Origin of the sequence: Mycobacterium sp. (assembly GCF_035314665.1) — a bacterium.
GTDB lineage: Bacteria > Actinomycetota > Actinomycetes > Mycobacteriales > Mycobacteriaceae > Mycobacterium.
The window spans coordinates 37064-60408 of sequence record NZ_DATFZD010000137.1 but is presented as its reverse complement, the minus strand read 5'-3'; the positions used below and the strand labels follow the sequence as shown (position 1 = coordinate 60408).

At 64.8% G+C, this 23345-nt stretch carries 16 protein-coding genes, 2 pseudogenes and 1 riboswitch; of the genes and pseudogenes, 8 read left to right on the top strand and 10 right to left on the bottom strand.

The window, feature by feature from the left end:
- Positions 1 to 147: 147 nt before the first annotated feature.
- The gene (gene ag85C, locus VKI00_RS10935) at positions 148 to 1140 is read left to right on the top strand and encodes a diacylglycerol acyltransferase/mycolyltransferase Ag85C (RefSeq protein WP_324437478.1); all 993 of its coding nucleotides are present in this window, start codon (positions 148 to 150) and stop codon (positions 1138 to 1140) included.
- A 68-nt stretch (positions 1141 to 1208) separates the two neighbouring features.
- Here the strand turns inward: ag85C and VKI00_RS10930 are convergent, their stop codons facing one another.
- The 5 genes from VKI00_RS10930 to VKI00_RS10910 all read right to left on the bottom strand — a co-directional run bounded on the left by VKI00_RS10930 (position 1209) and on the right by VKI00_RS10910 (position 6763).
- Positions 1209 to 1889 (bottom strand): YoaK family protein, encoded by a 681-nt coding sequence (locus VKI00_RS10930; RefSeq protein ID WP_324437477.1) that lies wholly within the window; start codon positions 1887 to 1889, stop codon positions 1209 to 1211.
- Between the two features lie 67 nt (positions 1890 to 1956).
- Positions 1957 to 3276: a maltokinase N-terminal cap-like domain-containing protein gene (locus VKI00_RS10925; protein ID WP_324437476.1), complete on the bottom strand. Its 1320-nt coding sequence runs from the start codon at positions 3274 to 3276 to the stop codon at positions 1957 to 1959.
- Complete coding sequence (treS, locus tag VKI00_RS10920) at positions 3273 to 5042, bottom strand: maltose alpha-D-glucosyltransferase (protein ID WP_324437475.1); 1770 nt, start codon at positions 5040 to 5042, stop codon at positions 3273 to 3275. The genes VKI00_RS10925 and treS overlap by 4 nt, the downstream gene beginning before the upstream one ends.
- Positions 5043 to 5135: 93 nt before the next feature.
- Entirely contained in the window at positions 5136 to 6158 is a 1023-nt protein-coding gene (locus VKI00_RS10915; protein ID WP_324437474.1) for a S1C family serine protease, read from the bottom strand.
- A 143-nt stretch (positions 6159 to 6301) separates the two neighbouring features.
- Positions 6302 to 6763 carry a nuclear transport factor 2 family protein gene (locus tag VKI00_RS10910; RefSeq protein WP_324437473.1) on the bottom strand — a complete coding sequence of 154 codons (462 nt, stop codon included), beginning with the start codon at positions 6761 to 6763 and terminating at the stop codon, positions 6302 to 6304.
- Between the two features lie 73 nt (positions 6764 to 6836).
- Here VKI00_RS10910 and VKI00_RS10905 point away from each other — a divergent pair, with 73 nt between their 5' ends.
- From VKI00_RS10905 to VKI00_RS10895, 3 genes are all read left to right on the top strand, one after another.
- Positions 6837 to 7598 carry a glucose 1-dehydrogenase gene (locus VKI00_RS10905; protein WP_324437472.1) on the top strand — a complete coding sequence of 254 codons (762 nt, stop codon included), beginning with the start codon at positions 6837 to 6839 and terminating at the stop codon, positions 7596 to 7598.
- 26 nt (positions 7599 to 7624) lie between these two features.
- On the top strand, positions 7625 to 8032 hold the full coding sequence (locus VKI00_RS10900) for a TIGR03668 family PPOX class F420-dependent oxidoreductase (RefSeq protein WP_324437471.1): 408 nt from the start codon (positions 7625 to 7627) through the stop codon (positions 8030 to 8032).
- Positions 8033 to 8147: 115 nt separating this feature from the next.
- A complete protein-coding gene (locus VKI00_RS10895) occupies positions 8148 to 10307 on the top strand; it encodes an elongation factor G-like protein EF-G2 (protein WP_324437470.1) in 2160 nt (719 codons plus the stop codon).
- Between the two features lie 10 nt (positions 10308 to 10317).
- On the opposite strand, the pseudogene VKI00_RS10890 reads toward VKI00_RS10895, so the two are convergent.
- A pseudogene (locus VKI00_RS10890) lies at positions 10318 to 10554 on the bottom strand (cysteine hydrolase); the annotation flags it as partial.
- A gap of 293 nt (positions 10555 to 10847) precedes the next feature.
- On the opposite strand from VKI00_RS10890, the gene VKI00_RS10885 reads away from it, so the two are divergent.
- The 3 genes from VKI00_RS10885 to VKI00_RS10875 all read left to right on the top strand — a co-directional run bounded on the left by VKI00_RS10885 (position 10848) and on the right by VKI00_RS10875 (position 16240).
- A complete protein-coding gene (locus VKI00_RS10885) occupies positions 10848 to 11603 on the top strand; it encodes a L,D-transpeptidase (protein WP_324437469.1) in 756 nt (251 codons plus the stop codon).
- Positions 11604 to 11717: 114 nt separating this feature from the next.
- The gene (gene car, locus VKI00_RS10880; protein WP_324437468.1) at positions 11718 to 15311 is read left to right on the top strand and encodes a carboxylic acid reductase; all 3594 of its coding nucleotides are present in this window, start codon (positions 11718 to 11720) and stop codon (positions 15309 to 15311) included.
- Positions 15308 to 16240, top strand: coding sequence for an NADP-dependent oxidoreductase (locus VKI00_RS10875; protein WP_324437467.1), 933 nt, complete (start codon positions 15308 to 15310; stop codon positions 16238 to 16240). Before car ends, VKI00_RS10875 begins: the two co-directional genes overlap by 4 nt.
- 8 nt (positions 16241 to 16248) lie before the next feature.
- Here VKI00_RS10875 and VKI00_RS10870 read toward each other — a convergent pair whose 3' ends face one another.
- Positions 16249 to 18009 (bottom strand): NRAMP family divalent metal transporter, encoded by a 1761-nt coding sequence (locus tag VKI00_RS10870; RefSeq protein WP_324437466.1) that lies wholly within the window; start codon positions 18007 to 18009, stop codon positions 16249 to 16251.
- A 124-nt stretch (positions 18010 to 18133) separates the two neighbouring features.
- Complete coding sequence (locus VKI00_RS10865; RefSeq protein ID WP_324437465.1) at positions 18134 to 18475, bottom strand: hypothetical protein; 342 nt, start codon at positions 18473 to 18475, stop codon at positions 18134 to 18136.
- A 343-nt stretch (positions 18476 to 18818) separates the two neighbouring features.
- Positions 18819 to 18991, bottom strand: a riboswitch (M-box (ykoK) riboswitch).
- A gap of 164 nt (positions 18992 to 19155) precedes the next feature.
- Between VKI00_RS10865 and VKI00_RS10860 the strand changes: the two are divergent.
- Positions 19156 to 19816, top strand: a pseudogene (locus VKI00_RS10860) (O-methyltransferase).
- Positions 19817 to 19822: 6 nt separating this feature from the next.
- On the opposite strand, the gene VKI00_RS10855 reads toward VKI00_RS10860, so the two are convergent.
- Together VKI00_RS10855 and VKI00_RS10850 are read right to left on the bottom strand one after the other, a co-directional pair.
- Entirely contained in the window at positions 19823 to 21787 is a 1965-nt protein-coding gene (locus VKI00_RS10855; RefSeq protein ID WP_324437493.1) for an acyltransferase family protein, read from the bottom strand.
- Between the two features lie 397 nt (positions 21788 to 22184).
- Positions 22185 to 23345, bottom strand: coding sequence for an NDMA-dependent alcohol dehydrogenase (locus VKI00_RS10850; protein WP_324437464.1), 1161 nt, complete (start codon positions 23343 to 23345; stop codon positions 22185 to 22187).

Sequence of the window (23345 nt, the reverse complement as noted above, 5' to 3'; positions counted from 1 at the left end):
AGTCCGCGCTGACGCTTAATCGTTAGCCAACCGCGATGTCACACCCCGAGGCGGCAAACGGGAGTCAGCCGCGCGCTGTGTTTGACTGCCTCCGAAAGCTATTCGACCGCGTACTGCGGCAAATGAAAGTTGGGATGGGTAGGAGCTATGAAGTTCGGTGAGAAGTTGCGCGGCGCGGCGGCGCGTTTGCCGCGTCGACTGGTAATCGCGGCTGTCGGGGCGGCACTGCTGGCCGGCCTGGTCGGTGCTGTCGGCGGCTCGGCGACCGCGGGGGCGTTCTCCAGGAAGGGACTGCCCGTCGAGTATCTCCAGGTGCCATCGGCCGGCATGGGCCGCGATATCAAGGTGCAATTCCAGGGCGGTGGACCGCACGCGGTTTACCTGCTCGACGGGTTGCGTGCTCAGGACGACTTCAACGGTTGGGACATCAACACTCCCGCATTCGAGGAGTACTACCAGTCAGGCCTGTCGGTGATCATGCCGGTCGGCGGCCAGTCGAGTTTCTACACCGACTGGTACCAGCCGGCTTGCGGCAAGACCGGCTGCCAGACGTACAAGTGGGAAACGTTCGTAACCCGTGAGCTGCCGCAGTATCTGCAGGCCAATCGGGGCATCTCGCCGACCGGCAATGCCGCAGTCGGCATGTCGATGTCGGGTGGTTCCGCGCTGATTCTCGCCGCCTACTACCCGCAACAGTTCTCCTACGCGGGATCGCTGTCGGGCTTCCTGAACCCATCCGAGGGCTGGTGGCCGACATTGATCGGTCTGGCGATGGGCGACGCGGGTGGTTACAGCGCCACCAACATGTGGGGTCCGACGAGCGACCCGGCGTGGAAGCGCAACGACCCGATGGTCCAGATCCCTCGACTGGTGCAAAACAACACCCGCATTTGGGTCTACTGCGGTAACGGCACTCCGAACGACCTTGGCGGCGACAGCATGCCGGCCAAGTTCCTGGAGCAGTTCACGCTGCGCACCAACGAGCAGTTCCGCGACAACTACGCGGCCGCGGGCGGCAACAACGGTACGTTCAACTTCCCGCCCAACGGGACACACGACTGGGGCTACTGGAACCAGCAACTGGTTGCCATGAAACCCGACATTCAGCGGACACTGAGCGCCGCTCAACCCGCAACCTGACATACCCTCCGCACACATCGGCAGCAGCGCACCCCCAGCGCTGCTGCCGATGTTCTTTGTATGGCGCACTAATCCAGCAAGGCGCGGCGGTCCTGGTGGAAGTAGGTGTAGCCGGTCGTCAACGCGCAGACGATCGTGGCGGCTATCAGCATCCCGGTCCCGTTGAATACCAAACTGATACAGCCACCCAAAGCGGCGCCCACGACGAAGCTGGCGAACAGCAGAAAGTAGCCGAGCCAATCCGTCACGTTTCCACCGGCGATGTGGCGTTCGATGCCCTGCCCCATTTTGACCAGCGTGCCGGTCACATAGCTCAGCGACACCGACACCTCGCCGTCCTTGACGAACGATGTGTTCAGAGCACCAACGCCGAAGACCACCAACATAATTGGCGCGAAGTCAAGGTTAACCTCTTGCAACCCGTCGTCGATGAGGCCCAATATCGTAGCGGCCAACAGGCTCAGGGTAGTGAGCACGGTCGGTCCGTGCGGATGCGCCACCCAGAAATGCCGCCTGCACACTGAAGCAACCACCACGCCGGCGACGAAGCACAGCATGAGAACGCCGGCAGAAACCGATAGCCTCACGTCGTCCCGGAAGTAGCCCAGCACAGCGCGTTGCGCATTGCCGGTCATGAACGTCACAAAGTATCCCTCGGAGTGGGTAAATGCCGTCGCTCCCAGCACCCCGGCCAGCGCGGCCAGCACCCACGACAAACGCGCCTCACTGTCGAATGTCTCACGGAGCATGCCGACATGTTTTCACCCGAACCGCAACACCCGCAGCGCGGCGGCTACAACTCAAACGGCACTCATATCAATTGCCTATTAGCTTGGCGATCGACCGCAGTGGGATGGGCAGCCAGCCGGGCCGGTGCCGCGACTCGTAACCGGCCTCATACACCGCCTTGTCCAGTTCGTATGCGGCCAGCAGCAGCTCCGAATCACGCGGATCCACGCCGGACGCGGCCGCGTACCCGTCACAAAACGCTGCGCGGTTGCGCTGCACCCACTCTCGTGCGCGCGCGGCGAGTTGCTTGTCGGTCGACTGGTCGACCAGTGGTCCGTAGGCGGCGTACTCGTACGAGCGCATCACGCCGGCCACATCACGCAACGGAGAATCCGGGGCGCGGCGCTCCTCCAGCGGCTGACCGGGCTCACCTTCGAAGTCGATCAATAGCCAGGACTCCGGCGTGCGCAGCACCTGACCCAAATGCAGGTCGCCATGTATCCGTTGCACGGTGATGGTCTGCTCGGCCAGCTTTTGGAAGCGCTGCTCGATCGTCTCCGCGTACTGCTGGAGTTCGGATACCGCGGCGACCGTCGACGACAACCGCGCCAGCATGGTGTCGACCGGGAAGGGGGCCTGCGACGCGCCGAGGGCTTCGGCGAGCGTGGCGTGCACTGACGCGACGGCCTCGCCGAGCCGGTAGGACTCGCCGGCGAAATCGCCGCCGACCTCGTGGGCGTACAGATCACCCTCTGCGAACAGGTCGCGGACGCTGGCGGTGGCCATTGCCCAGCCCTCGGCCGCGTTGGCCGCGTACTCGGTCGCCATGCCGAGCGGGCTGTTGGTTTCGGCGTCACCGTGATTCAGTTCGTAGCTGCCGAGCAGTCTGGCCACATGTGGGTTCTCGGCCCGTCCGAGCACCCGGTTCAGCTCGATATCAGGGTTGATGCCGGTGCTGACGCGGCGGAATACCTTCAGGATGGCATCTCGCTCGAAGATCACGCTGGTGTTGCTCTGCTCGGCGTCTGACACCCGTGGCGCCGCCTCCAACGGAAGGGTGACCTCCGGCTCCTTGGCGAATGCCACATCGGAACGAACCGCGGACTCCTCGATCAGGGACAGCAGGAATTGGGCCGCCGGCGGGTCATACAGCGCGTCATAGGCGGTGCGGTCGTTGTCGGTACCGATGGTGGCGACAGTGGTGTACTCGGGAACCGGGGCGGTGTCCCAGCTGACCAGCACCTGATAGCGCTCCGCCGAACCGTCGGTGTAAGCGACGTCGACCAGCACCAGGTCAAGGCCATCGTTCAGCGCGACGACGTGGCCCGTCTGCGCGCTGGCGATTTCCCGGGCTCGCCCGGCATACCAGCGCTGCTGGGGAAGCCATTCAGACCACGGCAGGTTCATTGCGACTCCTGCGACTCTGCCAGCTCGAACCAGTAGAACCCGTGTCCTGGCAGTGTCAGCAGATAAGGCAGTTGGCCGATGCGCGGGAACTCCACCCGACCGGTCAGTTCGACCGGCGTGTAGCCGCTCCAGTGCTGGAGGTTCAATTCGATGGGCTGCGGGAAACGCGACAGGTTGTTGACGCAAAGGACCACGTCGTGGTCGGCTTCGCGCACGTAGGCCAGTACTGAGGGGTTGGATCCACCCATTTCCTCGAACGTACCTATCGCGAATGCCTCATGTCTGCGCCGCACCATTAGCATCGTGCGCGTCCAGTTGAGCAGCGAGGTCGAGGTGTCGCGTTGGGCCTCGACGTTCACGGTTTGGTAGCCGTAGACCGGATCCTGGCTGGGTGGCACGTACAGCCGGCCGGGATTGGCCGTGGAAAACCCGGCGTTGCGGTCCGGCGTCCATTGCATCGGGGTGCGCACCCCGTCGCGATCGCCGAGCCAGATGACGTCGCCCATACCGATCTCGTCGCCGTAGTAGATGACCGGGGAGCCGGGCAGCGACAGCAGCAGCGCGGTGAACAACTCGATCTGATCGGGGTCCTTCTCCAGCAGCGGGGCCAGCCGGCGGCGGATGCCGACATTCGCCTTCATCCGCGGATCCTTGGCGTATTCGGAGTACATGTAGTCGCGCTCGTCGTCGGTGACCATTTCCAGGGTCAGCTCGTCGTGATTACGCAGGAAGATGCCCCACTGCGCCATCTTTGGGATTGGCGGTGTTTGGCCCATGATCTCCGAGATCGGGAAACGCGATTCCCGGCGCACCGCCATGAAGATGCGCGGCATCAGCGGAAAGTGGAACGCCATGTGGCACTCGTCGCCACCGGTCTCGGGATCACCGAAGTACTCGACGACGTCGCCGGGCCACTGATTGGCCTCGGCAAGTAACACCCGAGCCGGGAATTCGTCGTCGACCACCTTGCGGACGCGCTTGAGAAACGCATGCGTCTCCGGCAAGTTCTCGCAGTTGGTGCCCTCACGTTCGAACAGGTAGGGCACGGCGTCCAGCCGGAACCCGTCGATACCGAGGTCGAGCCAGAACCGCATGACGTCGAGCATCGCCTCCTGAACATCGGGGTTGTCGTAGTTCAGGTCGGGCTGATGGTCGAAGAACCGGTGCCAGTAGAACTGGCGGCGCACCGGGTCGAACGTCCAGTTCGAGTCTTCGGTGTCGACGAAGATGATCCGCGCGTCCGGGTATTTGTCGCTGCTGTCGCTCCACACGTAGTAGTCGCCGTATGGTCCGTCAGGGTCACGGCGCGACTCTTGGAACCAGGCGTGCGAATCCGAGGTGTGGTTCATCACCAGGTCAGTGATGACCCGGATGCCGCGCCGGTGCGCGGCGTCGAGGAGCTCGACGAAGTCGTCGACGGTGCCGAACTCCGGCAGCACCTTGTAGAAATCGCGGATGTCATAGCCGCCGTCGCGCAGCGGCGAGTCGTAGAACGGCGGCAGCCAAATGCAGTCGATACCCAGCCATTGCAGGTAGTCGATCCGTTCGGTCAGGCCACGCAGGTCACCGAATCCGTCGGCGTTGGAGTCGTAGAACGCCCGGACCAACACTTCGTAGAAAACCGCATGCTTGAACCAGGTTGAATCGGCGGGCAGTTCCCTGGCGTCGGCGAAGTCGTCGGCGCTGGGGTGCTCGACTACGCCGTCCTCGACGTGACTTCCCTCGGCGGGATCATGCTCGACGGTGTCATCTCTGTCGCTCGTCAAGTCCACGAGTTTACACTTACCCGAGGCGTGCTATCGCAAACCATATGCACGCCAAACGAATTGAGAGCAGCCACGCAAGCTGCGGTGTTCAGGTCAGCCCGGCGGGCCATCCCCGAGCGTCACGTTGGCGCTCCGACCGCCAGCCCGCACGGTGACATTGTCACCGGGGTGGTGCTGATCGAGGATGGCCGTGAGCGCGGTGGCCGAGTTGACGGGTTGGCCGTTGATCGAGGTGATCACGTCCCCGGGTGCGAAGCCGGCACCGGCGGCAGGACCGTTCGGGATCACCTGCCTGACCACGGCGCCGGCACCACCCTCGGCGTCGTTGACACCGACACCGAGGAAGGCCGTCGGACCGATGTGCACCGACGGCCCACCACCGCCCTGAATCTGCCCGGCGATGGCCATGGCCCGATTGATCGGGATCACGAAACCCTGCCCGTGACCCAGTTTGAAGTTGTCGGTCGCGGCGGTGTTCAGGCCGATCACCTGGTTGGCGGAGTTGACAGTGGGCCCGCCGGAGTCGCCGGGGCGTATTCCGGCGTCGACCTGGATCAATCCGTTCAGTGTCTCGGTGCTGCCGGTCAGGGCGTCGTGCGCCGATACCGTCTGGTTCAATCCGATGACGCGGCCGTCGATCGCGCTGGGGGCTCCGCCGGCACCACCGGCATTGCCCATCGAGACAATCGGTTCGCCGACCCTAACCGAGTCGGAGTTGCCGATGTTGGCGGGCTGTAGTCCGCCTCCGCCAAGCTGCACTACGGCGATGTCATGGCTGCGGTCGAAGCCGATCACCGTGCCCGGGAACGTCTGACCGTTGCCGATGGACCTCACGTTGAGGCTGGTAGCGCCGGCGATGACGTGGTTGTTGGTCAGGATCGTGCTCGGACCGATCACGATGCCGGTTCCGGCGCCCACGGCGCTCTGATATTCCATCTGGGTGTCGATGTCGACGATCGTCGGACCTACCTGTCCGACCGCGGCCAGAGCGTCGAGCGGCCGCGGCGTCGATGGCGCCGCCTGGGCGGGGGCCGTTGCCAGGCTCAGCCCCAGCACTGCTATCAGACTGAGCAACCACAACGACCACCGCGGTTTACGGCGGTGCGATCCGCTCATCGGTGTTACCTCCTGCATAGTTCCAGCCCGACTCAAGCTCGGATTGTCGCAGCGTCGGGGGTTTCCTACGCGCGAATCTGTTCACTACACCGTAACCGGGGTTTGCGCGTCGGGCATCCTGGTCAGGCCAAAAAGGGCGCTGATCAGGCGGTTCCTCGGGTCTGCGCAAGCGGCCCGGTCAGGTGATGGCTGACGTCGCCGATCATGTCCATCAGGGAGTAGTCGCGGAAGGAATACCGCCACCGGCCGTCGACGCGCTCGAATTGGTCGTGATAGCGGCCGGTGACGATGATCTGCGGGCCGAAGTCGTCGGTGTGCTGGATCACCGTGTAGTAGCTGCGGCAAGTGGCCGTGCCGGCAGCCTCGTCGACCTCGATGATCGGGTTGGTGACGACGTGTTTGGTGCGCGGCGTGCCGTCCGGGTAGCGCATCACCCCGGACGTCCAGATCGCCAGCAAGGTCGCCGAGTCGATCGTGCCGTGCGGGCCGTCGGCGACCCGCAGGCGGGCGTGCTCGAAGAGTGCGGCCGCCCCGGCGAAGTCGCCGCTGTCCATGCATTCGGCGTAGCGATAGAGCAGGTTCGCGATCTGTGTCTCGGCCGACATGCTGCAAACGGTAGCTTCATACCTTCTAGGTTTCTGGCCGGCCTGGCAACTCGACAGCAAAGGTGGCTATTCGATGGGCGTGCTTGATTTATTCCGGCTCGACGACAGAGTCGTGATCGTGACCGGTGCGTCGTCGGGCCTCGGCGTGGCCTTCGCCGAGGCCTTCGCCGAGGCCGGCGCCGACGTCGTACTGGGCGCCCGCCGCGTCGAAAGGTTGGCCGAGACCGCCGCGCTGGTCGAAGCCGCCGGCCGTAAGTCGCTCGGAGTGGCCACCGACGTCAGCGAGCCCGCGCAATGCCAGGCCCTGGTCGACTCGGCGATGCAGACCTTCGGCCGAGTCGACATCCTGATCAACAACGCTGGAGTGGGCTCCGCTCACCCGGCGACCCGCGAGACGCCCGAGCAGTTCCGCTCGGTGATCGACGTCAACCTCAACGGCGCGTACTGGGTGGCACAGGCCTGCGGGCGGGTCATGCAGCCGGGGAGTTCGATCGTCAACATCGCCAGCATCTTGGGGATCACCACCGCCGATCTGCCGCAGGCCGCCTACAGCGCGAGCAAGGCTGCGATCATCGGGCTGACCCGAGATCTCGCCCAGCAGTGGGGCTCCCGAAAGGGAATTCGCGTCAACGCGCTGGCGCCGGGATTCTTCCGGACGGAGATGACCGACGAGTACCAGCCCGGGTACCTGGAGAGCCAGGCGCATCGCCTGGTGCTGGGGCGTTTGGGCGACGCACGCGAACTCGCCGCCACCGCGGTGTGGCTGGCGTCCGCGGCCGGTGGTTACGTCACCGGGCAGACGATCGTCGTCGACGGCGGCCTGACGATCACCTAGTTTTCTAAGCCTCTAGGCTCGGTGTGGTGGTCGACTTCGACCCCAAGGCCAGCTTCGGGCGTGCACCGGTGGCCCGGCTGGGCACCGTCGCTCCCGACGGCACGCCGCACCTGGTGCCGGTGGTGTTCGCGCTTCACGACGAGGTCGTGTACACCGCCGTGGACGGGAAGCCCAAGACCACTCAACGGCTGCGTCGGTTGGCCAACATCGAACGCCACCCGCTGGTGAGCATGCTGGTCGACCACTACGCCTCTGATTGGACGCAACTGTGGTGGGTCCGGATCGATGGTCTGGCTGCGATCCATCACGACGGCAATGCCCTGCACGCAGGTCACGACCTTTTGCGCGCGAAATATGCCCAGTACCAGTCGGTTCCGCTGAATGGACCGGTGATCGCCGTTGCGATCCGACGTTGGAGCAGCTGGCACGCCTGACCGCGGCCGCTGCGTGGGAATGGGTTCACCGCCTGTTCACTCTTGTGCTGCGCGGGCGCTAGGGGAAAAGTGACATACATCACGATGGCGTCGGGGCCAGGAGGAGAGACACGTCATGGCAGACAGGTCCAATAGTTCCCAAACCGCAGGAGCCGCTCCTGCCGTGGCTGATCCGGCCGCCGTCCGGAACGTAGTGCTGGTAGGGCCGTCCGGCGGCGGGAAGACCACTCTGGTGGAGGCCCTGTTGGTCGCCTCCGGCGTGCTGTCCAGACCCGGCTGCATTGCCGACGGCACCACGGTCTGCGACCACGACGAGGCGGAGATCCGCCAGCAGCGCTCGGTGGGTCTTGCCTTGGCGTCGCTGCTGCACGAGGGCGTCAAGGTCAACCTCGTCGACACTCCCGGGTATGCCGATTTCGTCGGCGAACTGCGGGCCGGGCTGCGAGCCGCGGATTGCGCGCTCTTCGTGATCGCAGCCTGCGAAGACGTCGACGAACCGACCAAGTCCCTCTGGCAGGAGTGCAGTCAGGTCGCAATGCCGCGGGCGGTGGTGATCACCAAACTCGACCACGCCAGGGCCAACTACCAGAACGCGCTGGCGACGGCCCAGAATGCGTTCGGCGACAAGGTTTTACCGCTTTATCTGCCCGCAGGCGAGGGTCTGATCGGGCTGCTGTCGCAAACGCATTACGAGTACCAGGGCGGCAAGCGGAACGCGCACCCGCCAGATTCGTCATACACCGATCAGATCGAAGAAGCGCGCGGCACGCTGATCGAGGGAATTATCGAAGAGTCCGAAGACGAATCGCTGATGGAGCGTTATCTCGGCGGTGAAAAGATCGACGAGTCGGTGTTGATCGACGACCTGGAGAAAGCAGTCGCCCGTGGCTCCTTCTTCCCGGTGATTCCGGTCTGCAGCGGCAGCGGCGTCGGCACCTTGGAACTACTGGAGGTCGCCACCCGCGGATTCCCGTCTCCGGCGGAACACCCACTGCCCGAGGTCTTTACGCCGCAGGGCGCCACTTTCACCAAGGTGACCTGCGGTTCCGATTCGCCGCTGCTGGCCGAGGTGGTGAAGACGACGTCGGACCCCTACGTCGGCAGGCTGAGCCTGGTCCGGGTGTTCTCCGGCACCATCAGGCCCGACACGACCGTTCATGTGTCGGGCCATTTCGCTTCCTTTTTCGGAGGCTCCAACGGGATCACTAACGGTGTCGGCAACAACCACGCCGACCACGACGAGGATGAACGCATCGGCGCATTGTCGTTCCCGCTGGGCAAGCAGCAGCGGCCCGCGTCGGTGGTGTTGCCAGGTGACATGTGCGCAATCGGCCGGCTGAGCCGGGCAGAGACCGGAGACACACTGTCCGACAAGGCCGAACCGCTGGTGCTCAAACCGTGGATCATGCCGGAATCGCTACTGCCGGTGGCCATCCAGGCACACGCCAAGACCGACGAGGACAAGCTGTCGGTCGGGTTGGGGCGGTTGGCCGCCGAGGATCCGACGCTGCGAATCGAGCAGAACCCGGAGACGCATCAGGTGGTGTTGTGGTGCATGGGTGAAGCGCACGTCGGCGTGGTACTCGAGGCGCTGGCAAACCGGTACGGCGTCGCGGTGGACACCGTCGAGCTGCGAGTACCGCTGCGGGAAACCTTTGGCGGCAAGGCAAAAGGCCACGGCCGACATGTCAAGCAGTCCGGCGGGCATGGCCAGTACGCGGTCTGCGACATCGAGGTTGAACCGCTACCGGAAGGATCGGGTTTCGAGTTCGTCGACAAGGTGGTTGGTGGCGCGGTGCCGCGGCAGTTCATCCCGAGTGTGGAAAAGGGGGTGCGCGCTCAGATGGAAAAGGGCGTGCACGCCGGTTACCCCGTGGTCGACATCCGCGTCACGCTGCTCGACGGCAAGGCGCACAGCGTCGACTCGTCGGATTTCGCCTTCCAGATGGCCGGTTCGCTGGGGCTGAAGGAGGCCGCGGCGGCGACCAAGGTGAGCCTGCTCGAGCCGATCGACGAGATCTCGGTGCTGATCCCCGACGATCTTGTCGGCGCCGTGATGGGTGACCTGTCCGGACGACGCGGCCGGGTACTGGGTACCGACACCGCAGGCAACGACCGCACATTGGTGCGAGCCGAAGTGCCGCAGGTGGAGCTGACCCGTTACGCCATCGACTTACGCTCGCTGTCACATGGGGCGGCCTCGTTTACCCGCTCCTTTGCCCGGTACGAGCCCATGCCGGAATCCGCTGCAGCCCGGGTGAAATCCGCGGACTGACACCTACGGTCTACCCCCGACTCAACCAAGTCAGGGTCGCGGATAGGTCTCGAACGTCAAGCCTATCGCCCGGCATTCCTTGATGCCCTGGTCATCCAGCCCGGACACCGCATCCGATACCAACATGATGCGGAAATATGATGCGGAAATCCCGCTCGGAGGCCTCGTAGATCGACGTACGCGGGCAGTTCGGGAAGTTGCAACCGATGAAAACTATTGTGTCGCTTGCGATATTGCGAAGATGCTGGACGTCGATCACGACAAGTGCCGCCGGGCCCGGCAGCGGCCGGGTGTACGGATCGGTGATGGGGTTTGGTGCAACACAGCGATCTGCGCTTGCCAACTTGCAAGTAACTGGACGAGTTTCAGATCACGTTAGGGTCTCTTTTTGGTTGCCGAACAGGCACGTTAACGAATTTTGCGCTCACTTATCGCGACTTGCGCGTTTTACGATCCGTTTGCTGGGCGCCCGATAGGGTACATATTACGGATACAGAATGTAAGCGCTTCGGGCTTGCACCATCTCGGAGGGTGGACACCGTGCGTACAGCGGTTCGAAAAGTGTGGCTCGCGGCGGCCGTTGCCGTGCTGGCCATGGCGGGATCGAGCGCCCCGAGCACGGCAGCGATCGCGCCCCCCAACCCGGCCGCCGATGTCGCCTCGATCCAGCCGGCGAACGGCGCGGTGGTCGGTGTGGCCCATCCGGTGATCGTCACGTTCACCGGGCCGGTCAGCGACCGGGCAGCGGCGGAGCGGGCAATCAAGATCACCGCGCCGAACCACATGACCGGGCGGTTCGACTGGGTCGACAACAACGTCGTGCAATGGATTCCGGACGGCTACTGGCCTGCCCACAGCCACATCGGTGTTGCGGTGCACGCGTTGTCGACCGGCTTCGACACCGGCGACGAGCTGGTGGGCGTTGCCAGCATCTCGCAGCACACATTCACCGTCAGCCAGAACGGCGAGGTGCTGCGCACGATGCCAGCGTCGATGGGTAAACCGACCCGCCCGACGCCGATGGGCAACTACACCGCGCTCTCCAAGGAGCGCACTGTCCGCATGGATTCGCGGACGATCGGGATCCCGCTGAGCTCGCCGGAGGGATACGACATCGTCGCCTCGTACGCGGTTCGTGTTACCTGGAGCGGTGTCTACGTGCATTCGGCGCCGTGGTCGGTGGATTCGCAGGGCTATGCGAACGTCAGCCACGGCTGCATCAATCTCAGCCCGGACAACGCCGAGTGGTACTTCAACACCGTTCACGTCGGTGACCCGATCAACGTGGTGGCCTAGCCGGCGCCTCGCCTGACGTCGTGCCGTTGTGGCGACGGTCACACCCGGGCGTGGAAGAGACGGGTGAGCCGCTGAGTTTGCGCCTAGGGAGACTGTTTCGACGGAGGGTGCGGTATGACCGGTGACGCGCGATACGGGAACGGCAACAGCCCGGCTCCAGGAGGCAGTCTCGAAACGCACGTCGCTCAGCACCTCGCCGAGCTGTACGCCGACGATGAGCAGATCCGGGCAGCAATCCCGAGGCCCGATGTCGTCGAGGCGGCGCGGCGCCCGGGTCTTCGATTACCGCAGGTGCTGCAGACCTACGTCGAAGCCTATGCCGACCGTCCGGCGCTCGGATGGCGCGCACGCACGCTGACAACCGACCCGACAACCGGCCGCAGCACCAGCCAGTTGCTCCCGCGATTCGAAACCATCACCTACCGCGACCTGTGGGCCAATGTGAGTGCGGCCGCCGCGGCCTGGCGACACGATCCAGATCATCCGGTCGCGCCCGGGGATTTCGTCGCGACCGTCGGCTTCGCCAGTCCCGACTACCTGACCATCGACCTGGTGTCCGGATACCTCGGCTTGGTCGCAGTTCCGTTGCAGCACAACGCTCCGGCTTCGCGGCTGCGGCCCATCATCGACGAAGTCGAACCGCGGATATTGGCGGTCAGCGCCGCGTATCTGGATCTGGCCATCGAGTCCGCGCTGCACAGTCAGTCGGTGCGTCGCATCGTCGTCTTCGACTACCAGCCGGAGGTCGACGACGAACGCGAAGGCCTGCAGCGGGCACACGCGCGGCTGGAGGACGCCGGTGTGCCCGCGATCGTCGAAACGCTCAGCGATGTCATCGCTCGCGGCCGATCGCTGCCACCGGAGCCCATCTACACCGACGGCGACGACCAGCGCCTGGCCATGATCATGTACACCTCCGGAAGCACCGGGCTGCCCAAAGGAGCGATGTACACCGAGAACATGGTGGCGCGCGTCTGGACCGCCGACGCGATGCCGACGGATGAGGCACCGGTGGTCAACGTCAACTTCATGCCGCTGAACCATCTCGGCGGACGCATCCCGCTGGGAACCTCGTTCCAGGCCGGTGGCACCAGTTTCTTTGTGCCGGAAAGCGACTTGTCCACGCTGTTCGAGGACTGGAACCTGGTGCGCCCCACCGAGATGGGCCTGGTACCGCGGGTCGTCGAAATGCTGTACCAGCGCTACCATAGCGGCGTTGACCGTCGGCTGGCCGACGGAGCCGAACCGCATGTCGCCGATGCGGCGGCGAAGTCGGAACTACGCGAGCAGGTGCTCGGTGGCCGGATACTCACCAGCTTCGTGGGAACGGCGCCGCTGGCCGCCGAGATGAAAGCTTTCATCCAGTCATGCCTGGGCGTGCATGTCCTCGACGGCTACGGTCTCACCGAGGTCGGCTTTGTCAGCATGGACGGCGTTATCAAACGCCCGCCGGTGATCGACTACAAACTCATCGACGTTCCCGAGCTGGGGTACTTCGCCACCGACAAACCGCATCCGCGAGGCGAGCTGCTGGTGAAATCCGCGAGTGCGACGCCCGGGTATTACAAACGCCCCGAGGTCACCGCCGGGGTCTTCGACGATGACGGCTACTACCGGACCGGTGACGTGATGGCCGAGATCGCGCCGAACACACTCGCCTACGTGGACCGGCGCAACAACGTACTCAAGCTCGCGCAGGGCGAGTTCGTGGCCGTCGCGCACCTGGAGGCGGTGTTCGCGGGCGCAGCGTTGGTGCGGCAGGTCTTCGTCTATGGCAACAGCGAACGTCCCTACCTGTTGGCGGTTGTGGTCCCCACCGACGATGCGTTGCAGAGATTCGTTGGCGACGATGCCGGCCTCAAGGCCGCGCTGAGCGAGTCGCTGCGCCAGACAGCAGCAACCGCCGAACTGCAGTCTTACGAGGTGCCGGTCGACTTCCTGGTCGAGTCCGAGCCGTTCAGCACCGACAACGGTCTGTTGTCGGGTGTTGGAAAGGTGTTGCGGCCCAAGCTCAAAGAGCACTACGCCGAACGACTCGAGCGGCTGTACGCTGATCTCGCGGCGAACCGGGTCGACCAGTTGCGCGCGCTGAGGGCGGCGGCGGCCGACCAGCCGGTGCTCGACACGTTGATCCGCGCGGCGCAGGCGTTGCTGGGATCGCCCGGGACGCCGGAGCCCGAAGCGCACTTCACCGATCTCGGCGGTGACTCGCTGTCGGCGTTGACCTTCTCCAACCTGTTGCAGGAGATCTTCGGAGCCGAAGTGCCCGTCGGCGTGATCATCAACCCGGCAGGCAACCTGCGGCAGCTCGCCGACTACATCGAGGCCGAACGCGGCGCTGGCACCAAGCGCCCGACATTCACGACGGTCCACGGCACTGGAGCCGCCGAAATCCGCTCTGCTGAACTGACTTTGGATAAGTTCATCGATGCGGCGACACTGGCCGCGGCACCGTCACTGCCCTCGACCACCGGTGAACCGCAGACCGTTTTACTCACCGGTGCCAACGGGTACCTTGGCCGGTTCCTCACCCTGGATTGGCTGCAGCGACTGGCCGAGACGGACGGGAAACTGATCTGCATCGTCCGGGGCAGCGATTCGCAGACGGCCGCGAAAAGGCTAGAAGCGGTCTTCGACAGCGGGGATGCGCAACTGCTGGCGCGATTCCGGGAGTTGGCGGCCGATCGGCTCGAAATCGTCGTCGGCGACATCGGCGAGCCGAATCTTGGTCTGGATCAAGCCACTTGGGAGCGGCTGGCGCAGACGGTGGACTTGATCGTGCATCCGGCCGCGCTGGTCAACCACGTCTTACCCTACGATCAGTTGTTCGGCCCGAATGTCGTTGGCACGGCAGAACTCATCCGGTTGGCGATCACTTCGCGGATCAAGCCGATTACCTACCTGTCGACCGTGGCGGTGGCGTTCTCGGTGGATCCCGCTGAGTTCGTCGAGGACGGTGACATTCGCGACGTCAGCCCGGTGCGGCCAATCGACGACTCGTACGCCAACGGCTACGCGAACAGCAAGTGGGCCGGCGAGGTGCTGCTGCGCGAGGCACACGACCTGTGCCGGCTGCCGGTGGCGGTGTTTCGCTCTGACTTGATTCTCGCGCACAGCCGCTATGCCGGTCAGCTCAATGTGCCCGACGCATTTACCCGGCTGATACTCAGCGTGCTGACGACGGGCGTCGCGCCCCGCTCGTTCTATCAGACCGACGCCGCGGGGAACCGACCCCGGGCACATTACGACGGCCTGCCCGTCGACTTCGTCGCGGAAGCGATCACCACGCTCGGCGAACAGTGTGCGACAACGGCATCTTCGGGATTCCGGTCCTTCGACGTGATGAACCCGCACGACGACGGGGTGTCGCTGGACGTGTTCGTCGACTGGCTCATTGACGCCGGCTATCACATCCAGCGCATCGACGACTACGCCGAATGGCTCGCGCGCTTCGAGACCGCATTGCGCGGGTTGCCGGAAAAGCAGCGCCAGCATTCGGTGCTGCCGTTACTGGATGCCTACCGGAAGCCGGCCGAACCGTTGCTTGGCGCGCCCGCCCCGACCGAGGTGTTCCGCGGGGCGGTACGAGCAGCGAAAATCGGTGCAGACGAGGATATTCCGCACCTCTCGGCGCCGCTGATAGACAAATACGCCGCCGATCTGGAGCTCCTCGGCCTGCTCGTACACCAAGAAAGGAGATCAGCATGACAGCTACCAAAGCGCGCGCGGTCCGTTTCGATCGATACGGCGGGCGGGATGTGTTGTACGTGGCCGATATCGATATGCCGGTCCCCGCTAAGGGCGAGGTGCTTGTCGAGGTTCGCGCTGCCGGGATCAATCCCGGCGAGGCGGCGATTCGCAGCGGCGCAATGCAGGAGATATTCCCCGCCACGTTTCCCTCCGGCGAAGGCAGCGACCTGGCGGGCGTTGTCGTCGAAGTCGGGGACGGCGTCAGCGATTTCGCCGTCGGAGACGAGGTGCTCGGGTTCAGCTTCCAGCGGTCCAGCCACGCGACTCATACCGTGGTGCCGGTCGACCAGCTGATCCACAAGCCGGCTCAGCTGAGCTGGGAGGCCGCCGGCTCGCTCTACGTCGTCGCAGCGACGGCATACGCCGCGGTGCACTCCGTGGCGCCACAGCCGGGTGAGACGGTCGCGGTCTCGGCCGCGGCCGGTGGCGTGGGCAGCCTGGTCGTCCAGCTGTTGACGCTGCGCGACGTGCGGGTGTTGGGCATCGCGTCGGCAAACAATGCGGAATGGCTTCGCGCGTACGGCGTCGTCCCGGTCGAGTACGGCGACGGGTTGGCCGAACGCCTGCGCGAGGCCGCGCCGGACGGCATCGATGCCTTCATCGATTTGTTCGGACCGGACTATGTTCAGCTCGCGGTCGATCTCGGTGTGCCGCCCGAGCGCATCGACACCATCATCTCCTTCGCGAAGGCCGCCGAGGTCGGCGCCAAGACCGAGGGAAGCGCCGAGGCGTCGACGCCGGCCGTGCTGACCGAAATCGCCGACCTGGTCGCCTCCGGCGCGGTCGACTTCGACGTCGCCGCCACCTATCCCCTCGACCGGGTCGCCGACGCCTACGAGGAGCTCGAGCGGCGGCACACCCACGGCAAGATCGTTCTGCTGCCCTGAGATTCTCCTCAGCCGAGGCCGGCCTGAACAAGCTTGACCACCACCATCACGCCCGCAATGACCAGGTAGCTGCGCAGCGTCAACAGCCCGGCTCGACGCAGTGGCGATATGGCCGGCCGCTCCAGGGTCGCGAGCGCCGGCGTCGTCCACCGCGCCCGGACCCGATCGCGGAAAGCCTTGAGTTCCTTACGCGTCAGCTTCGGAAGCTCTTCCAGTTCCTCCACCTGGTCGAGGTCCAGCGCGCCGAACGGCACGGTGTTCTCCGACTCTCGGCGCTGCGCAAGCCAACCCGCGCCGTAGATGAACGCGCCGCCCACTAGGCCGAGCCCCGCGGCGATGCCGAGGCCGATCACCAGGGTCGCGGTGGACAGGTTCGGGTAGAACGTCACCGCGGTCAGCATCAACGACAGCACCACCAGCGACCACACGATCATCCACGCCAGGGCGTTCTGACGGAAGCTGTTCACCCATGGGCCCATCACCGGACGGTCGTTGCACAGCAGCACCAAAAACACTGTGGCGGACGGCAAGAGCACTCCGGCGAGCGCCTGCACACCCTGAGTGATCAGGCCGAGGACGTGGTCGGGGCTGAACGCGACGCTGGCCGACACCGCGAGCAGCAGCGCGTAGCTGCCGTAGAACAGCGGCGCCTCGGTGATCTTCCAGTGCAGCGAGTGCGGCTTACCCATCGCGTCGCCCAGCGCGTAGGTGGTGGCCAGTCCGACACAGTTGGCACCGATCAAGGACGCGTCCAGCAAGATGATCGCGAACAGCACGCCCATCGTGTGGCCGATGTGGTCCGACAAGTGCGTGGCGACCGCCCCGGCGTCGGTGAAGTTGCCGACGGCGCCGGTTCCGGCAAGCCCAAATCCCGTGATCGCCATCAGCGCGAACGCCCCGCACATCACGGTGACGATGCCGATCACCAAATCGGCACGCCCGTAAGGGATCCAGCGCGGGGTGATGCGCTTGTCAACGACGTTGGACTGCTGGAAGAACAGCTGCCAAGGCGCGACGGTGGTGCCGACGATCGCCATGATGAGCAGCAGCACGGCAGAGCCCTGCCCGCCGGGCAACGACGGAATCAGTCCATGCACGCTAGCGCCGACGGTGGGGTGTACCGACAGCGCGACTGGAAAGATCGCGATGTTCACCGCGATCAGCACGAACATCAGCTGCTCCCAACGACGGAACGAGCCACCGGCCACCACCGCGAACAGCAGCACCGCGGCGACCGGTATCGCCACCGCCTTCGGACAGCCCAGGAATCCAAGCGCCAGGGCGACCCCGATGAATTCGGTGACGATCGTCAAGGCATTCAGTATCAACAGGTCTCCGACACTGAACGCGCCCCAGAACTTGCCGAACCGTTCGAAGATCAGCCGCGCGTGGCCAACTCGGGTGACGGCGCCCAACCGAAGCACCATCTCCTGGTTGACATACAGCACCGGGATCAGCAGTACCAGCGTCCATAGCAGCTTCATGCCATAGTTCTGCCCGGCCTGCGTGTAGGTCGCGACGCCACCGGCGTCGTTGTCGCCGACCATCACGATCAGTCCGGGTCCGGTGATCACCAACAGCATCCGAAGCCGTTGCCAACAACTACGACCCGGGCCGGCGGCGTCCATCCGGATACGACCGAATGCGCCGACGATGTCGCCGACGTGCGCCGAATCCAGCACAGCCGAACCGTTGGGAGCGGCATCGTGCGTGCCGTCCTTGATCGTCGGCGGAACGCCGACAGTGGTCTGAGGGGAGATGGAAGTCATCAGCCTCTCGCTCTCTGGAAAGGGTTGGAATGTCGGAGTTTCGCGGACGCGACAGCTTTCGGGCGGCCGGATACGTCGCGCGACGCAGTGCGCATGCGCGGCGTGTCGACAGCGGTGCGGCGCGCTAGGAGGCGGATGCCCGCCTGGCGATGCCGTGATCACCTTCGGCGGAGTTCACGACATATAGCGGCTTCTTGCCAACTCGGCTGCGGTAATACGACCAGGGTGGACGCTGCTCTTCCGGGAGGCCCACCATCTGGTCGAGCAAGTTGGTGGCATGCAACGCAACGGCGACGTGACGCTGGACACGCCCCAAGTTGCTGAAGGCCTTGAACATGTCGTCGCAGGTGGCCTGGGGAACGCTGCTTGCTGAACTTACTGTGAGCAGCTCCAGTGCTTCGATAAGGGCTGCACGGACGTCTCCGCACGCCCGGTGGATCTGCCGTTCGGGATTAGGCCGTGCCATGGCTGCCCCTTTGATCTGGCTGTGAGACAACAAGTTCCATGATCGTCTCCTGTGGGAAGCCCAATCGGTACCGCAAGACATTTCGAGCCGCCGAAGAATTTCGCGCACGCGTCGCTACCCTACGCACCAGTTACGCGCAGGCCCAACAAAAGTCGCGTCCGAGAAAGGCTCAGGCAGCAGAAGGAATGCCGCGAACGGATCGGGACGAAACGGATTTCGAATACGGATGCGGACTGTCGCTCGGACTCATTTCGCCCATCACCTCCTCACGGCCAGGACACACGCGGGTGTCACCCAGTGCACGCACATGGAGGGGTGTGGAGCCCGCCGGCTGGCGAACGAACCTGCACCCCCTCGTCGGAGCTTCGGCACTGCACGGCGTATCCGGATTTTCGTCCGGAAGCCACTTGGGCTCAACCCTTAGTCCGGGAAGAGCTGTCCTGACCCGGGGCATCTCTCGACGTTCGGGGTCAGTGGCCTATATCCGTGCAGACGCCTCACCTACCGAGGTGCTTGCCAGTCCATCCTGGCACCAGAAGCGGTGCAGGTCAAACATGATCGAAAAATACTTAACGTCAGCACAGCACCGGCGCAGATCAGAACGCACGCGGCGGGAGTCCACCGCGGGTCCCGGCCATAGGGCCACACCACTTTCGGTCGCGGCCACCTAGGCTCGACGTATGTCCACCACATTGCAGGATCAGCGAGTCGCAGCAGCCCTTGATCGGATGTACGCCGAGACAAGGGAACAAACGCCGAAGCTGCGCGATATGCGCGATCAGATGTCTAAAACGCGGACCGCGCAGGAACGTGCCGACGCGATGAGCACTTTCTACATCCCGGTGACTCCGGAGGCCGGGCGGCTGCTGTACTCGTTGGTGCGCGCGACGCGTCCCGCGACCATCGTGGAATTCGGTATGTCGTTTGGCATTTCGGCGCTTCATCTGGCGTCGGGCGTGCGCGACAACGGCAGCGGCCGGGTGCTGACCACTGAGCTCAGCGCCGACAAGATCGCCGCCGCGAAAAAGACATTCGCCGAGACCGGGCTGGACGACCTGATCACCATCCTTGAAGGTGACTGCGCTTTCCACGCTTGCCGATCTGGATGGAGCGGTCGATTTCGTGCTGCTCGACGGCTGGAAGGAGCTGTACGTTCCGGTGATCAAGCTGCTCGAACCACGTCTGTCATCGGGCGCCCTCGTCGTCGCCGACAACACGGAGATGGCCGACGCGAAGCCCTACCTCGACCACGTCCGCAACGCCGAGAACGGATACGTGAGCGTCAATTTCGCCGCCCGCGAGAGCGACAGCATGGAAATCAGCTGCCGCGTCGGCACATAGCCGCCACTATCTGAGCGATTTCTCGAGCCATGGCGTGAGCCAACTCACGCCTTCTTGGGTTAGGTGCACGCCGTCGCTGCGGACCTGGACGCCGTCGACCGAGGCGGTGTAGACACCTTCCGGGCAGAGCTTTTTCTTCAGGTCCAGTATCCGCACGCCCGCGCGTTGGCCGATTGTCCGGCTCAACAACGTGTTCCATTCTTTGACCCGCTCGGGTTGATCCTCCGGCCACAGGCTCCCGTCCGGGCGTTCACCCCGCCGGCTGTAGGGCAGGTTAGCAACGGTCAGCGGGGCACTGCCGGCGCTGAGAATGTCGACCGCGCGCCCCAATTCACCGGTCAGATACGCGTCGAAGGCGGGGTCACCGATGTGGGTCCACCGTCCCTCGTTGACCCGGTCCACGGTTTCCCAGCGGCCAACGATCAGCAGTATGGCGTCGGGCCGGTCGGCGGCGATCTCCGATCTCCATCTGCCCGGCCACGACTCACATTCGCTCTTCTGATCCAATGTCTGGCCGAGATAGCTGTATGGGCCGCCACGCACCAAGCTGCAGCCGATGACGGTGTGATCGACGAAATCGAACCCCGGCGTCGACGGGAGGAAATGCATCAACGTCCAGCCGATCGAGTCACCGAAGACCGACACGGTGAATGGTCGCCGCGGATCTCGCTGCGCGACGGCGCGCGCCGGTGTGGGTCCCTTCGGCGGGGACGGCGAAACGACGGCGACCGACGACACGCCAGGGGGCAGGCTGCCGCTCAGTGGTCCGACGCCGGGCCTGGGACTGACCGGGACCACCAGCAGCGTCACCGCGGCAGCGGTCGCGGCGGTCGCCCCGGCCAGCGGCAACAACGGCACCAGCACCGGTCGCCATCTCCGGACCGGCCGTTCGATCACCCACCACGACACGCCTGCCACCGCCAGCGTGGCGGCGCACCGGACACCGAACAACGAGAGCCCAGACCAGCCAGTGCGCTCGCCGTTGAGTACCAGAAAGATCGGCCAGTGCCATAGATAGACGCCGTAGGAGATGGTGCCCAGCCAGGCGAGCGGACGCCACGCCAGCACGGCAGCGACGGGTCCGCGCTGGTCGAGCGCCACCGGCGCGATCACCAGCATCGCCGCGATTGCCACCGCAATCAGCAGACCTTCGTGGAACTCGCGCGCGCTGCCGGTGGCGTAATGGGTGGCCGCCCCCAACAACGCCAACCCGATGACCGGCAGCACCCGTGCGGTCCATTTCCCCCACCGGGTCCGGATCAGCGACCATCCGCGGTTCAACGCCGACCAATCGCGCACCAACAGAGCCGACGCGGCGGCACCTACCAACAGTGCCTGTGCTCGGGTATCGGTGCCGAAGTAAACCCGGTCACGAGTGGCGTTGGACGCGAGCAGGATGGCCGCCGCGGCGGACCCCAGTGCGCCGAACACGGCCAGCAGGAACACCGTGAAGCGGACCCCGCCCACCGTGGCCCACCCCTGCCGACGACGCGCGCGTGCGGCCAACACCACCGCCACCGCGACCAGCAGCAGCGGCCAGACGATGTAGTACTGCTCCTCGACGCCGAGCGACCATGCGTGCTGCAACGGTGACGGCGGAGCCCCCTGACTGAAATAGTCGGTCTTGTCGGCGACGAACATCCAGTTGGCCACCCAGAAGAAGGCGGCGACGGCGTCATCGCGCAACCGGGCGACGGCCTCGGGTGGGAAGAATTGGCGCCCGACGGCCACGGTCAGCACCATCAGCACCAGCGCCGGCAGCAGCCGGCGGGCACGCCGAATCCAGAAGTCACCCAGGTCAATACGGCCGGTTCGGCCCAGCTCGTCGAGTAGCAGCGAGGTGATCAGGAAACCGCTGAGCACGAAAAACACGTCGACACCCAGGAATCCGCCCCCCATGCCGGGAATGCCACCATGGTCGGCGAGCACCAGTGTGACTGCCACCGCACGCACGCCATCAAGTGCGGGAATACCGAGACGGCGCGTCGACCGTCCATCACCGTCGCTACGTCTAGTGGTGCTCGGGCGGGTAACCGGCGGAGCAACCCATCGGGGACGCCGAGCAGAGCGAACCGGCGCGGGGTAGACCCCGGCCGGTTCCTTGTTCGCCGTTGCAGCGCTCCGGCCACTCGCCTGGCCGGAGCCGTAGTTGCCGCCGATGCGTCGATGCCCTCCCTGCCGGTTAAGCCGTCAGTTTAGGTGCGCCCAGACCGCATCAGCGGGAGACACGACGCGGTAAAGCTGAACTATGCCGAGCCGTGCCGCGGCTTTCGGCGGCTTCTGTGTCAGCGCCCAGTGTGGGTTCCCAAACCGTCTGACGGAAGCGATCCTGTACCCGCGGGTTTACAGAGTTTTGTGCCCCGGCGGTTCAGTGGCCAGCGAAATCGATGATGCCGCGAATGTTGCGTCCTTCGCGCAGGTCCGCGAACGCCTCGTTGATCTGGTCGAGCTGGTAGTGCCGGGTGACCAGCTCGTCGAGTTTCACCACGCCGGCCTGATACATCGACAACAGCTTCGGCACGCTGGTGCGCGGATTCATCCCGCCGTAAAGCACTCCCTTGAGTTGCTTGGCCGAGAGCACCATCTCCTGCAGGATCAGCGGAACCAGGGGCTCACTGTAAGGGGTGATGCCGGTGGCGACGCACGTCCCGCCCTTGCGAAGCAGAATCATCGCCAACGCGATCAAGTCCACGTGCAGAACACCAGGAGTCAAGATGACGCGGTCGGCCATCACGCCGGCGGTGATGTCTTTCACCAGTGGTATCGCATCCTCCGCGGAGGCGACGGCATGCGTGGCACCGAAGATCTTGGACGAATCACGTTTGTACTCAACCGGATCTACCGCAACGATATAGGTTGCGCCAGCCGCGCGCGCTCCTTGCAGGGCGTTCATTCCGACACCGCCGGTTCCGATGACGACGACGGTGTCACCGGGCTCGGTGCCTGCCGAGACCGTCGCCGAGCCCCAACCGGTGCTGACACCGCACGAGACGAGTGAGGCGGCATGGAACGGGATACCGTCGTCGATCTTGATGACGGACCTTTCCGTCAGCACCGCATATTCCGCGAACGTGCCGAGTTGACCATAGGCCAAGAGGTTTTCGTCGCCGAGATGCCGGCGGCACGTTCCGTCGGTGGGCATCTCTCGCACGAACAGGCTCGCGCCGGAATCGCAGATGTAGCTCTGACCGCTGACACAAAACCGGCAATTACCGCACGCGGGAATGAACGACATCGCCACGTGATCCCCGGGCTGCACCGTCGTCACGCCCGGCCCGATCTCGTCGACGACACCAGCGCCCTCGTGACCACCAAGCAACGGGAACCAGTCCGGTGCAGGCATGCCGGTCGCGGCCAGCACCTCGGGGGTCGGCACCACGTCGCCGGTGATCAGATGGTCATCGGAGTGGCAAACGCCGGCAACGGCCATGCGCACCAGGACTTCACCGTCGCGTGGCGGGTCTAGCTCCACCTCGCGGATCTCCCAGTCCTCGCCGACCCCGCGCAGCACAGCGGCACGACACTTCAT